Source organism: Methanoregula sp. (assembly GCF_002835825.1).
In the GTDB taxonomy this organism is placed as follows: Archaea; Halobacteriota; Methanomicrobia; order Methanomicrobiales; family Methanospirillaceae; genus Methanoregula.
This window is the reverse complement of sequence record NZ_PIZH01000017.1, coordinates 1-12,593: the sequence shown is the minus strand read 5'-3', so window position 1 is coordinate 12,593 and position 12,593 is coordinate 1. Positions and strand designations below refer to the sequence as shown.

Here is a 12,593-nt window from a genome sequence, read left to right as displayed (position 1 = left end):
CCCTCATCAGCCGGTATTCACACCCCCCGGACCTCCTGACCGTCTCCGCCAATACCGGGGGAAACACCGATACCATCGCCCTCATTTGCGGCGCATATCTCGGTGCAGCAAAAGGTATGGACGCGTTGCCGGAAGACCTTATCAAAGGCCTTGAGGACCGCGACCGGATCGAGCTCCTCGGGCAGCGGCTCCATATGCTCTATTCGCACAAAGCGGGCGCATGACTCCCGCAGTCTCTCCTTTTTTCCCGTTCCGGAAAAGCTGGTTGAATAACACTTAAGTTTTGAGGGTCGGATAGTACTGGCATGAAAGTTGCGATTGTCGGGGCATCCGGGTATGCCGGCGGAGAGCTCTGCCGGCTGCTCCAATACCATTCTCAAGCCGAAGTCACCTGCGTCACATCACGCAAACTGGCAGGCACACCTCTTGAGGATGTACATCCTCAGCTGAAAGGATTCTATAAACCTCTCTTAAATTTTTCAAATCCTGAGGTGGATGATATTGATGCGGATGTAGCATTCCTTGCAGTTCCCCATACCGCTGCAATGGCCTATGCCGGAAAGCTTCTTTCCCGTGGTATCAAAGTTGTTGATCTGAGTGCAGATTACCGGTTGCGGAAGGAGATCTTTGAAAAAGTGTACGGTGTGCTCCATACCGATTATTTCGAAGCCCCATATGGCATTCCCGAACTCCACCGGAGGGACTGCATCAACGCAAAGTTCGTCTCGAATCCCGGCTGCTTCCCGACCGGAGCCACGCTCGCAGCTGCACCTCTCGCAAAATATGCAAACAACATCATCTTCGACTCCAAGACCGGCGTCAGCGGGGCGGGCGACAACCCTTCGGCAACAACCCACTACCCTAACGTGGGTGACAATGTAGGGCCCTACAAGTGGACGAGCCACCGCCATCTCGCCGAGATGAAGCAGGAGATAGCATTCCTTGGCTCCAAAGCAAACGTCTACTTCACCCCCCACCTCGTTCCCGTCAACCGCGGCATCCTGACAACAGCGCACATTCTCCTGAACGAACCCATGGAGCAGAAAGAAGTGGAGAAGCTCTACCAGGAATTCTACAAGAACGAGTACTTCGTCCGCTACCAGAAACCCATTCTCGCTGCAGTCCGGGGCAGCAACTTCTGCGACGTGATGGTCGAGAGCGAAGGCACGCGTGTCGTTGCCTGCTCTGCAATCGACAACCTGGTCAAGGGTGCAAGCGGACAGGCAATCCAGAACATGAACCTGATGTGCGGCTTCAAGGAGAATGACGGCCTGACCGGCGCCGGGTTGTTCCCGTAAGGGGGGGTCATGATATGTCATACCAGAGTATCTGCGCAGTTCCCGGGGTAAACGCCTGGGGCATGAAGGAAGGAAAGTACGGCCTTGCGCTCATCGAAGCAGAAGGAACGGCAGCGGGCGTCTTCACCGAGAACCTGGTGAAAGCAGCGCCGATCCAGCTGATGAGGAAACAGATCAAGGCCGGGAAACTCGAGGCCGTCATCGTCAACAGCGGGTGTGCCAATGCCTACACGGGCAAACGCGGCTACGCGGACGCCGTGACCATGACGGAATATGCCGGGGAAGTTTTAGGGAAAAAACCGTCACGGATCGGTGTTGCAAGCACCGGTGTCATCGGGCGGTACCTTGACCTGCCCCTGATCCGGCACCAGTGCGAGGAAGTTGCGCCGAAGATCAACCGTACCGAGGAAGCGGAGATTATGGCAGCCCGGGCAATCATGACGACCGATACCTTCCCCAAGCACGCCCTCGTGGAGCGGGAAGGATTCTCGGTTGGCGGGATCTGCAAGGGTAGTGGCATGATCGCCCCGAACATGGGGACCATGCTCGCCTTCCTCTACACCGATGCAAAGGTCGATGCAGAACAGCTCAGGGGCGCCCTGAAGCAGGCAACCCGGCGGTCGTTCAACCGTGTCGTTGTCGACGGTGACACGAGCACGAACGATATTGCCATCTGCACGGCCACTGGTGAGGCCGGGAAGGTCGGCGCGAAGGAGTTCTCGGGAGCACTCGAAGAGTGCTGCCGCATGCTGGCAGAACAGATCGCCCGCGATGGCGAAGGCGCCTCCAAACTGCTCCAGATCACCGTGACCGGGGCGAAGAAAGAGGACGATGCCGAGAAGGTCGCCCGTACAGTCATCGAGTCACCGCTCGTCAAGACTGCAGTCTATGGCGAAGATCCCAACTGGGGCCGCGTGGTGGCCGCAGCTGGTCGGGCTGGCGTGAAGTTCGATCCGGATGCGGTCTCGCTCTGGATCAGCAATGGCGGCAACAAGCAGTACCCGCTGGTGAAGTCCGGGGAGATCATTGCCGACCTCGCCGCTGCCAAGAAAGCGATGGGTGGCAAAAAGGTGGTCTTCAACCTCGACCTTGCGGCCGGAAAAGCAGAGGCAACCGCATGGGGATGCGACCTCACCGAGAAGTATGTAGAGATCAACGGGAAGTACACAACATGAAGCGCGAAGACGTCCTCATGGAGGCACTGCCGTATATCCAGCAGTTCCACAACAAGACGATTGTCATCAAGCTTGGCGGCCATGCAATGGTCGACCCCGTGGTGCTGGAGAACGCGATCCGGGACGCGGTCCTCCTTCATTATGTGGGGATCCGCGTGGTCCTCGTCCACGGTGGTGGTCCCGAGATTAGCGAGAAGATGAAGCAGATGGGCAAGGAATCCGTCTTTGTCGGCGGCCTCCGGGTGACGGACGCGGAGACGCTGGAGATCGCCCAGATGGTGCTGGTCGGGAAGATCAATGCGAACATTGTGTCGCTGATCGCAAAGTGCGGCGCCCGCGGTGTCGGCCTCTCTGGCAGCGACGGAAATATCATCCTTGCTAAGAAGATGGATCTCCAGAAAGTGAATGTTGGCGGTGTCCAGAAGGAAGTCGATCTCGGCCATGTCGGGGAGATTGAATGGATCGACCCGTCCCTCCTGAATACTCTTCTTGACACCGGCTATATCCCTGTTGTTGCCCCGATTGCCATCGACCGGTTCGGCGGCAACCTGAACATCAACGCCGATACCGCGGCGGGGGATATCGCGATTGCCCTGAAGGCCCACAAGCTCATCAACATGACAGACGTTGACGGGGTCATGGACAAGGGCAGGACCAAAGTCTACCGGAAACTCACCATCCGTGAAGCAATCGATCTCCAGAAATCCGGTGCCATTGGCGAGGGTATGATCCCGAAGGTCCAGTCGGTCATGAAGGCTGTAGAGAGCGGTGTCGGCTATGCCCACATCATCAATGGGAACACGGAACACAACCTCGTCCTCGAGCTCTTCACGCATGATGGCGTCGGGACGATGATCTCCCTCTCCTGATTTTTTAAAGAGTCATTAATACCAATCAGATGAAACAGTGCTTAAGGAATTCCAGATATGGATAAGATCATAAAAATCGTCATCGCCGTCCTTGCGATCGTGGTTATTGCCAGCATGGCATTTCTCTTCACTGGTACGATGGCCACGCTGGATAAGGAAAGCAGCACCCCGGCAACCATCTACTTTTTCTATGGTGAGGAATGTCCCCACTGCCACACCATCATGCCGTTTGTCAAGAACATGACCCAAAAATACCCGGAAGCCGACATCCGGATCCTGGAGGTATGGCATAACCCGAGCAACCAGAGGATATACCAGGAGGCTAACCGCGCCGCCGGGGTAAAATACGCCGGAGTCCCTGAGGTTATCAGCGGGAAAACCGTCCTTTCGGGCGAACTGGAGATCCCGGCAAACCTTGAGGGACTTATCCAGGAGCATCTAAAAAAAAAAGCCTGAGCCGGCTCGCACCCCTGGATGAGGCTGCCGCCCCTGCGACACAGCCCCCTCTCTCTTCTGGCACTATCGGTATCCTCTATTTCTATGGCAACGGGTGCACTCACTGCGAAAATGTGAAACCCGTTCTTTCCCGCATGCAGGGTAAATATCCCGAACTTCAGGTCGAAGCGCTGGAAATCTGGTACAACCAGACCAACCAGCAGAAGTTTGCGGAGATGAGCCGGCAGCACGCCCTGCAGAATGCGGGCATCCCGCTGATTGTTATCGGCGATACCGTGCTAGCCGGTGATGCAACCATCATCGCCCGCCTCGAGGAAACCATCCTTCTTGAAAAGAAGCGGATTGCCTCGTGCAACGCGACTGCTCCCGCCCCATCAGCACCTGCAGTTTCCTGTGAACCGGCCACGACCCTTACCCCGCAGATGGTCGTTGTGCCGGCGCTCATCGACAGCCTCAACCCCTGCGCACTCTCGGTACTGATCTTCCTTCTTATCTCGATAGCCGCAGCCGCAAACCGGAGGAGAATCCTTCTCATCGGCGGATCGTACATCGCCGCGATCTTCCTCTTCCATCTCCTCATGGGTATAGGGATCTTCTCGTTTGTCACACTCTCCGGTCTTTCAAAAGCCTTCTCGCTTCTCGGTGCAACGGTTGCAGTCATCCTCGGACTGATAACCCTGACTGATGTGGTACGGAACAGGGAGACATTCTTCCTCTCCGTCTCTGAGTCTGGCAAGGGGCTCATGGCGCAGTACATCCGCCTCGCCTCGATTCCCGCGGCGTTCGTTCTCGGCGTGCTGGCAGGACTTCTCGGGTTCTCCTGCACGGGCGGGATCTACATCAGCATTCTTGCCCTGATGAGCCGGAGCCTGACCTTCTCCGAAGGCCTGCCCTACCTCCTGCTGTATAACATCATCTTCGTTTTGCCGCTCGTGCTTGTCACGCTTCTTGCAGCATATGGCATGTCCGTGAAGAAGGCGGACAGCTGGAGAACGGAACACAAACGGGCGCTCCGGCTTGTGATCGGCATTGTCCTAATCGCGCTTGGCATCGTGGTATTCCTCGGGTGGTTCGGGTAATCTCCCACCATTTTTCTCATGACCGCAGTTCCATCCGACCGGGTGCATGACAGGGAGTGCCTTGGGACATGACCCGTTACCTGATCGACATCCGCCTGATGGGACCGGTGAAACAGCAGATCAGCGATCTCTCCAACCGCCTCAGGGACCAGTTCCGGCTTGAAAACTACCTGGTCGCACCCCATATCACCCTTGCGGGTCCATTTTCCACGGACAACGAAGAACGGCTGGTGGCGGATTTCACAAGGACCTGCTCGGGTGTACGAAAGGTCCCGAACTACGATCTCGGGGGATATGGTGTTTTTAGCGATACGCGGGTAGTCCATGTCACCGTGACTCCCGATGAAACCCTGAAGCAGTTCCGTTACTCCCTGTCGCAGGCCCTTGCACCGTACTGCTCGCTGCGGGATTACGATCTCGTCCCTGCTGAAGATTTCCGGTTCCATGCAACGCTTGCCATGAAGCTCGACTGGCTCACGTTCCGGAGAGTACAATGGTATGTCAACCGGCAGGAGGACGTGATCTTCCGGCACCACCCGATCCGCGCAACCCTGCTCCGTAACTCACGGATCGTCTGCGAGTACGATTTCCTCCAGGAACGGATGCTGACCCGGGCCCAGGCGATGAGCAGGGCAACGAAAAAGCGCGATCTCGATATCCTGAAGGTATGGTCTGACGGGAACGGGGTATGATCGGGAAATCCAATACCGGCCCCGCGAACGGTGCAGCAGATTGTAAAAAGGGGGAGTCGGTTCTCTATCAGTTGTTAAAGAGCGGTGCCAGCTCGACCTTCTGCCAGGGCCGGTCCATGGCCTTCATCCAGAGTACCCGCGTTTCGGGAACGAAGATGACCTGGTGATTGGACGAGTACTTACTGCCAAAGAGCAGCGAGTGGCAGAACTTTGCCCCGCCATTCTCGAGACACACGTCGCGGATCTGCATCATTTTCACTGCATCGATCGATCCCTTTGCCTCTGTGGCAAGCCGGAGGAGGTTATTGTAGCGGGAGAGGGAGTGTTCAGGAGGGGCAGGGAGGTTCCAGGACGGGTCAACAAAATGGTTCGCGGCTGCAACAATGCCGTTACCTGACCTCTGCAGTGTCCGGTTGGTCCTTTTCTCGTACACGAACGCCTCGTCCGGTCCTGCAACATCCACGATCCACCCGGTATCCGGGCTGGTGCCGCGGATACCCGCGTCAAGTGCCTGCAGGTCCGAGTAATCAAACATAAACCGGTAGAATTCAGTTACGAATTCCGGGCGTGGTTCTGGTGCGTCATCAAGGATACCGGAGTTGTCATTCGCTATGAAGAGCCCCCTGCTGTTCATGAAGGTCTCCGGCCTCATTCCGGCCGGGCTCCAGGTTGTAACAGCATTACTGCCATCCGTGGGCCGGTAGACCGTCAGGACATACCATTTCGTGAATGGCATGACCTCGTCGTCCAGGTCCCAGTTGCGGGAGGCAATAACGGAGCCGTCCGTTGTGTAGTCTCCCCAGGTGGCAAGGTACGAGCATGAAACCGGGACCGGGGGTTTTGTCATGAGCTGGAAGATTGCGCCGTAGTAAAGGATGGCGATGTCCTCTTCGGTCAGCCCCGAGGTCTCCGACATCCCGATGAAGACTTCCTTCAGGCGTTGCGGGTAGAATGCCGTGATATTCCGCCCTTCAGCCCGGGCCCTCTCCTGGCTGTATTCTCTTGTTGCGAGTGTACCGATGAGGAACGCGTACTCTTCGTTCAGCTCGGGTTTCATGAGTTTCCCGTACTGCCGGCCCATCTCCCGGTAGCTGCCGGAGAGAACGATGACCGGGTATTCGCCCGCCTGGAACCGGTGCCCGCCTTCGAATGAAGCAACGTACACAAGGTCCGGTGTACCATGCTGTGTGCCAGCTGGCACCCCGGGCAGGGAGAGTGCAGAAGCGGTACTGATAAACAAAAAGAGTGTGATGAAGAGGACAGGGAGTTTCATACACGTTCTCATTATCTGTTTCTAAATAATTCCTTTGATCTGCAGTCCCGTGCACCAGCAGGCCGGATAATCGAAGACGGGCAGGCGCTTTCTGGTGAATAGTCGGGAAAATAGTGATAAAATGCGGGATCAGGGCAGGTTGCCGTCGCCGGAGCACTCCCGCTGGCGCTCCTCGCTCATGGCAATAAGGATCTCGAAGATCTTCTGGACGGCAACCGGGTCGATCCTGCTCTCGACCGCCCGGTCAAAGACTGATGCAATGACCTTTTGTGACTGTCTGCCATCGTGTATTGGAATGCCTTCGCGTATCTTGATGGCCGCAACGCTTTTTGCCAGCTCCTGCCGCTTCGCGATGAGTGCGATGATCTCCCGGTCCACCTTCGCGATCTCGTTACGGACATGGTCGAGGGACATACCATGTACTCGTCTCCCCTTTTGCATAAACGTAATGCTTACGAAGCGGGACAGCAAAGAACATACGGGAATCAAACCACGAGTCCCGGTGTCACCATGCTTGAACGTATCAGCCGGCGCGAAGAGGCGGACCTTTTTATTGCCTGGATAGCCATTGCAGTATCATTCACCATCATCAATATCACCCCGTACGGCCTGATGGGCTCCTTTAACGCCATCAGCCCGATAATGGCCCTCATCTATTTCGGGATCTCCCTCCTGACGGTCGGTATAGGGTTCATCTTCCACGAGATGGCGCACAAGTTCGTGGCGATCCGGTTCGGATACTGGGCGGAGTTTGTCAAGGACAACACCATGCTCCTTGTAGCAGTCATCATGGCGGCGCTGGCCGGCTTTGTGTTTGCGGCACCCGGTGCAACGGTCATCTACTCCCGTGACGGGAGACCCCTGACAAAGAGGGAGGATGGGATCATCTCCGCTGCCGGGCCTGTCGTGAACCTCATCCTCTGCGTCCTTTTTGCGGCGCTCTTCTTCCTTGCCGGGGGCAAATCAGGGCTGGTTGCCGGCAACCTTCTTGCCATGCTCGGCATTGCCGGGGTGCAGATCAACGCGATGATTGCAGCCTTCAACCTCCTGCCCATCAGCATCCTTGACGGAAGGAAAGTGTTTGCGTGGAACATCCCCGTCTTCTTCGTGCTCATCATCGCGGCGTTCGGCACGCTCGTTGCTGCGTACTACCACCTCTGGATGCTGATCTGAGCACCCCTCACTCTTTTTTCCTATCCTTCAGCAGGACAACGACCTTCTGCCCCTTATCGAATGCCTCTTTCAGGGAGGTCGGGTGGTTCTTAATCCCCTTGTGTTGGTCCATGTTGTTGGCCACGATATTGTCATAGTAGTCGAACCCTGCATCGTGGAACAGGGCGGTAAGTGAGGGGTATGCCCCGTCAAAGACATGGTCCCAGTTCTGCCCCGCTGTCGAGATAAAGATCCCCTTGTGCCGGGCAATATGCTCCGGAGAGAACTCCAGTGTCTTTGTGACGAACCGCCGGGCCCAGAGATACTGCCCCCGGTCGATGAAGCCCTTGAGCTGGGCCGTTATCCCCATGCTGTAGATCGGCGATGCCACGGCCACGATATCGGCAGCCATCATCTTTTCGAAGAGCGGGACGGCATCGTCCTTCACAATGCAGTTGCCATCCCTGTGGCAGGCATTGCACCCCCGGCAGGCCGAGTAATCGAGGTCCTTTAAGACGACTTTTTCCACTGCCGCACCTGCGGCTTTCGCCCCGTCCAGGAAGCTGTCGAGCAGGGTCTCGGTATTCCCGTGCCGGTGGGGGCTTCCTGATATACCAAGAACGGTGATGGTCATGGTATCCTCATTCAGCGAGCCGTTTTTTGATCTCGGCGAGCAGGGTTTTCCCGAGCTTCTCGGCATCGGTTTTTGCTGTCGGGTGTTTATCAATAGCGCCCTTCTCGTCCACGTTATTGATCATGAGGTAACTGATGTCCGCGTCCTTTATGTCGATGACATGGTAAAAACACTTGACGGACGGAATAGCAGCATCGAAGACATGCGGCCAGTCCTGGCCGGCAGTTGAGAGGAACGCCCCGAGGCGTTTACCCCTCCGCTCGGGAGGGACAACAGGGAGTCTGAGCACGTACTTCCGGGACCGGAAGACCTGCATCCGGTCGATGAGGGCTTTTGGCAGGGAAGCAATCCCCATGCAGAAGATCGGCGAGGAGAGAAGGATGATATCCGCCTCAATGATTTTGTCGTGGTAGGTGTCCATCCCGTCGCGCTGGACGCACTTGTTCAGTTTCTCGCAGGCATTGCACCCACGGCAGATATTGATATTTGCCTCGGTGAGCGGGACCTTTTGTACGGTTACTTCCGGGTCCATTGCCATCGGGGCAAGCACCCAGTCAAGCAGCGTCTCCGAGTTCCCGTGCCGCCGCGGGCTCCCGGCAAAGGCAAGGACCTTGATCGTCATCATTCTGTTCTACGTCATCCGTGTTCAAAAACAATTGGATAGCGCACAGGCCAAAGCACTTTCACACCCTGCAATCACGGCGTTTATTATCCTTTCAGGAGTATGGATCCATGAGTATCATGAAGCCTGAAAGCCAGTTCATCACGCTCTCACCGGAGAATCTTGACCGGGAACATATCTGCTGCGCCTTTGCCGGTTCGAAAGCGGCAGCGGGGGTTGCCGGAAAAAAGGAATGGATACGCGGCCAGCTGGACAAGGGCTTTGTCTTCCGGAAGCTGGATGCGAAAGCGAAGGTCTTCATCGAATATACACCTGCGGAACAGGCATGGGCGCCGCTCGATGCTCCCGGGTACCTTGCCATTTCCTGTTTCTGGGTTTCAGGCAAATACAAGGGGCACGGTTTTGGGAAAGAGCTTCTCGCGTCCTGCGAAGCAGAAGCAGAGAACGGGGTGGTCGTTGTTTCCAGTGCAAAAAAACGCCCGTTCATGGCGGACAAAAAGTTTTTCGAACAGTACGGGTATGAAGTGTGCGACACCGCGCCACCCTATTTTGAGCTGCTGGTGAAACGGATGAAAAAAGACTCCCCGCTCCCCCGGTTCAGGGCCGCACCGAAACACCCGGCATGCCCGAACACCGGGGGAATCACCGTGTACTACACGGCCCAGTGCCCGTATAACGAATATTACGTGAATGTAGCAGAGGCAGAGGTTGCAAAGCGGCATGGGCTGCCCTTTGTCGTCCATCCCATCACTACGCAGGCGGAAGCCCGTGACGCCCCGACAGCATTTCCACTCCACTCGGTCTTTTACAAGGGAAAGCTGGTCACCCATGAGTTCCTCTACGATGACCGCACCTTTGACCGGGTTATGAAACCGGTTCTTGCCCGGGAATAATGAGCGGGAACCTGCGGTCAGCTTCCCTGTGCGTTTGCCAGTATCCCACGCGGGTCAGCGGCTGTTCCCGTAATGCGCATTCCGGAACCGGATCAGTTCGTCGGTGAATTCGCCCAGGTACTCGTCCATCGAGAGGCTGCCCTCCTCGAAGACACAGTCTCCCTCCTCGATGACTTTGTTGATCATGTCGCGGGTAGGGAGGATGAGGTCGATTTTCACGCCGGACTTTTCCGACCCGCGGATCAGCGCCTCGCGGAAGAGCCCGATGCAGTACGCGATCCGGTACTGGTAGGTATCTTTTGTCTTCTCCAGGTATCCCGCAACCCTCTCAGTTTCAATGCGGAGGAAGTCTTCGAGGATCTTTGGATCTTTGCACTTCCCGAGCATGTACTTGTAGTGGGCGTACGGGTACATCTCCTCGAGTTCCTGGGGGACAATGCCGCAGGTCCCGAAAATAACGATATGGTACTGCGGCTCCGAGAAGACCTGCGAGATGACCATCCGGATCAGCTGGTGGCTTGGGCTTGCGCTGTACGGTTTTCGGACTGCACAGGGCATGAAAATGGCGATGTCCCGTGGCGCAATAGCGTACTCGTCGATGATGTAACGGTACGACTGCTCGAACTCCGGAAGATAGAAGGGGGGATCGGTGAGAATCGGCATCTTATCGCCATTCCCATACCCGGGGCTGTCATCCGCCATCGTATTCTCTACGAGATTGTCATGGGAGCAGATGAAACCCGCGATCAAGCGCCCGGTTTAAAAAGGAATTTTTGAAAAAGAACGGGAGAGCCCTGTCCGGCTCTCGTTACTTCTTCATCACTTCGTCGAGCTGGGCCTTGCCGTACACGTAGGCCGGCATGCCCGAGAGGAGGAAGGTGACGCGGAGTGCCTCCTCGATCTCCTTCTTGGTGACGCCAAGGTTTGCCGCACCGGCCAGCTGGGCGCGGACCGCGTGCTGGTCCCGGAGGGCCGCAGCAATCGCGATGGCAATCAGCTTCTTGGTCTTCTTCGAGACCGCCCCGTCGTCCCAGATGTGCTCCTCAAACCGCATCACCAGGTTGAACATCTCGGGCTCGTTCGTGGTCAGTTCCTTGAAGAACTTCGGCACCTTGCCGATCTTCGTCTCAAGTTTCTTCAGTCCCCTTCCCGCTGCTGCCTTCACCGCCGGTTTTTTTGCCGGGACTTTCTTTACCACCGGTTTTTTTGTGGGGTTTTTTCTGACAGTTTTCTTCTTCACTACCATTGTTTACTCCTCCAAAACCATGGGTTCGCCGCAGCAGATCAGTTCTCCACCGCCGGCCTCCTTAACTACAACAACGTTACCGCAGATCTCGCACATGAAGACCTGTCCTTCCTTTGAAACATTCACCATTTCATCTCCCTGATCCTGCCTGGTCCTGGTACGCATTTCAGGGCCGGGGATCCCCGGCCGGGCACCAGCGTTCACACGGTCGGTGCGAAAAGAAAAATGTGGGGCTCAGACGTTGCTGTTGCCCCGCTTGGGCGGGTTCTTGACATCCTCTGCGGACTTGATGTCCGGGCGGATGTGGGTCATCGGGAAGCACTGGTACTCTTCGCAGGCACAGGCCGGACACTTCCGGAGGTCCTGCTCGCTCTTGTCGAGCGTCATCTCTTTTCCGCAGTCGATGCAGACATATTTGCCAGGGCCGACTTTCTGGCCGGCATTGTAGGTTTTCTGTTCGGTCAAAAGGACCACCAACCTTCACTCTGGCGGAATGATATATATGGGTTGTGTTTATACCAGTCCCGGTTGAAAGTCTCCGACGGGGCGGCAGGGATATTTTGCAAAACTATATGTCCTCTTTTCCACAAGTGGTAGTATGGCCGGCCGGATCATCGGGTTCCTTGGGAGCCCGCTACCTGAAGGAAATACTGCCCGGCTGCTCGACCGGGCGCTCAAAGGGGCAGAGGATGCAGGCTGCAGCATCGAGAAGATCAACCTTGCAACCCTCTGTTTCGAGGACTGCCAGGAGATGTTCTTCTGCAAGGATCACGAGACCTGCACCATGGACGATGACATGCAGGAGCTCTACCCGAAGATCCGGGATGCGGACGGCATCATCATCGCAACGCCGATCATGTGCATGGGCATCCCCGGCAAGCTCAAGTCCTTCATGGACCGCTGCCAGGTCTTCTACATGGCCAAGTATCTCCGGAACGAATCGCTCGTTCCCGCGGAGAAACGGGCGACCCGGCGTGCGCTCTTCATCTGCATCTCCGGCATGAAGATCCCGGAGACCTTTGTCGGCGCCCGGCTCACAACGAAAGCGTTCTGTGACATCATCGACTGCCAATACGCAGACGAGCTGCTTATCAACGACATGGACACCCTTGTCGATGTCACCCGGCACCCGGAACTGCTGGATGCCGCATACAACAAAGGCCTTGCTCTCGGGAAAGCGTTCAATCCCTGAACTGATTATCCT

18 protein-coding genes are annotated in these 12,593 nt (G+C 56.5%); 10 read left to right on the top strand and 8 right to left on the bottom strand.

Features of this window, described 5'->3' with window-relative positions; translation table 11 throughout:
• The 7 genes from CW742_RS01415 to CW742_RS01385 form a co-directional block, all read left to right on the top strand.
• Nucleotides 1-224 (top strand): ADP-ribosylglycohydrolase family protein (locus CW742_RS01415; RefSeq protein ID WP_292415647.1); only part of this gene is annotated, 224 nt, incomplete at its 5' end.
• Between the two features lie 81 nt (nt 225-305).
• Nucleotides 306-1,298 (top strand): N-acetyl-gamma-glutamyl-phosphate reductase, encoded by a 993-nt coding sequence (gene argC / locus CW742_RS01410; RefSeq protein ID WP_292415645.1) that lies wholly within the window; start codon nt 306-308, stop codon nt 1,296-1,298.
• Nucleotides 1,299-1,312: 14 nt separating this feature from the next.
• Nucleotides 1,313-2,473 carry a bifunctional glutamate N-acetyltransferase/amino-acid acetyltransferase ArgJ gene (gene argJ / locus CW742_RS01405; RefSeq protein ID WP_292415643.1) on the top strand — a complete coding sequence of 387 codons (1,161 nt, stop codon included), beginning with the start codon at nt 1,313-1,315 and terminating at the stop codon, nt 2,471-2,473.
• The gene (argB, locus tag CW742_RS01400) at nt 2,470-3,342 is read left to right on the top strand and encodes an acetylglutamate kinase (RefSeq protein ID WP_292415641.1); all 873 of its coding nucleotides are present in this window, start codon (nt 2,470-2,472) and stop codon (nt 3,340-3,342) included. Before argJ ends, argB begins: the two co-directional genes overlap by 4 nt.
• A 57-nt stretch (nt 3,343-3,399) precedes the next feature.
• The gene (locus CW742_RS01395; protein WP_292415639.1) at nt 3,400-3,798 is read left to right on the top strand and encodes a hypothetical protein; all 399 of its coding nucleotides are present in this window, start codon (nt 3,400-3,402) and stop codon (nt 3,796-3,798) included.
• A 113-nt stretch (nt 3,799-3,911) separates the two neighbouring features.
• Nucleotides 3,912-4,877 (top strand): cytochrome c biogenesis CcdA family protein, encoded by a 966-nt coding sequence (locus tag CW742_RS01390; RefSeq protein WP_292415637.1) that lies wholly within the window; start codon nt 3,912-3,914, stop codon nt 4,875-4,877.
• A gap of 68 nt (nt 4,878-4,945) precedes the next feature.
• On the top strand, nt 4,946-5,569 hold the full coding sequence (locus CW742_RS01385; RefSeq protein WP_292415636.1) for a 2'-5' RNA ligase family protein: 624 nt from the start codon (nt 4,946-4,948) through the stop codon (nt 5,567-5,569).
• 67 nt (nt 5,570-5,636) lie between these two features.
• On the opposite strand, the gene CW742_RS01380 is transcribed toward CW742_RS01385, so the two are convergent.
• On the bottom strand, nt 5,637-6,842 hold the full coding sequence (locus CW742_RS01380; protein WP_292415635.1) for a C45 family peptidase: 1,206 nt from the start codon (nt 6,840-6,842) through the stop codon (nt 5,637-5,639).
• 129 nt (nt 6,843-6,971) lie between these two features.
• On the bottom strand, nt 6,972-7,256 hold the full coding sequence (locus CW742_RS01375; RefSeq protein ID WP_292415634.1) for a chorismate mutase: 285 nt from the start codon (nt 7,254-7,256) through the stop codon (nt 6,972-6,974).
• 96 nt (nt 7,257-7,352) lie between these two features.
• Here CW742_RS01375 and CW742_RS01370 point away from each other — a divergent pair, with 96 nt between their 5' ends.
• Nucleotides 7,353-8,015, top strand: a complete 663-nt coding sequence (locus CW742_RS01370) for a peptidase M50 (RefSeq protein ID WP_292415633.1) — start codon at nt 7,353-7,355, stop codon at nt 8,013-8,015.
• Nucleotides 8,016-8,022: 7 nt separating this feature from the next.
• Here CW742_RS01370 and CW742_RS01365 read toward each other — a convergent pair whose 3' ends face one another.
• Together CW742_RS01365 and CW742_RS01360 are read right to left on the bottom strand one after the other, a co-directional pair.
• Nucleotides 8,023-8,628, bottom strand: coding sequence for a flavodoxin family protein (locus tag CW742_RS01365; RefSeq protein ID WP_292415631.1), 606 nt, complete (start codon nt 8,626-8,628; stop codon nt 8,023-8,025).
• A 7-nt stretch (nt 8,629-8,635) separates the two neighbouring features.
• Nucleotides 8,636-9,250 (bottom strand): flavodoxin family protein, encoded by a 615-nt coding sequence (locus CW742_RS01360; protein ID WP_292415651.1) that lies wholly within the window; start codon nt 9,248-9,250, stop codon nt 8,636-8,638.
• Between the two features lie 119 nt (nt 9,251-9,369).
• On the opposite strand from CW742_RS01360, the gene CW742_RS01355 reads away from it, so the two are divergent.
• Nucleotides 9,370-10,143, top strand: coding sequence for a GNAT family N-acetyltransferase (locus tag CW742_RS01355; RefSeq protein WP_292415629.1), 774 nt, complete (start codon nt 9,370-9,372; stop codon nt 10,141-10,143).
• 54 nt (nt 10,144-10,197) lie between these two features.
• On the opposite strand, the gene CW742_RS01350 is transcribed toward CW742_RS01355, so the two are convergent.
• The 4 genes from CW742_RS01350 to CW742_RS01335 form a co-directional block, all read right to left on the bottom strand.
• Nucleotides 10,198-10,845, bottom strand: a complete 648-nt coding sequence (locus CW742_RS01350; protein WP_292415627.1) for a DUF5591 domain-containing protein — start codon at nt 10,843-10,845, stop codon at nt 10,198-10,200.
• A gap of 106 nt (nt 10,846-10,951) precedes the next feature.
• Nucleotides 10,952-11,389, bottom strand: coding sequence for a carboxymuconolactone decarboxylase family protein (locus CW742_RS01345; RefSeq protein ID WP_342764851.1), 438 nt, complete (start codon nt 11,387-11,389; stop codon nt 10,952-10,954).
• 3 nt (nt 11,390-11,392) lie between these two features.
• On the bottom strand, nt 11,393-11,518 hold the full coding sequence (locus CW742_RS01340; RefSeq protein WP_292415625.1) for a desulfoferrodoxin FeS4 iron-binding domain-containing protein: 126 nt from the start codon (nt 11,516-11,518) through the stop codon (nt 11,393-11,395).
• 105 nt (nt 11,519-11,623) lie between these two features.
• Nucleotides 11,624-11,863, bottom strand: coding sequence for a hypothetical protein (locus CW742_RS01335; protein WP_292415624.1), 240 nt, complete (start codon nt 11,861-11,863; stop codon nt 11,624-11,626).
• A gap of 124 nt (nt 11,864-11,987) precedes the next feature.
• Between CW742_RS01335 and CW742_RS01330 the strand changes: the two genes are divergently transcribed.
• A complete protein-coding gene (locus CW742_RS01330; protein WP_292415622.1) occupies nt 11,988-12,581 on the top strand; it encodes a flavodoxin family protein in 594 nt (197 codons plus the stop codon).
• The last annotated feature ends 12 nt before the right edge of the window (nt 12,582-12,593 follow it).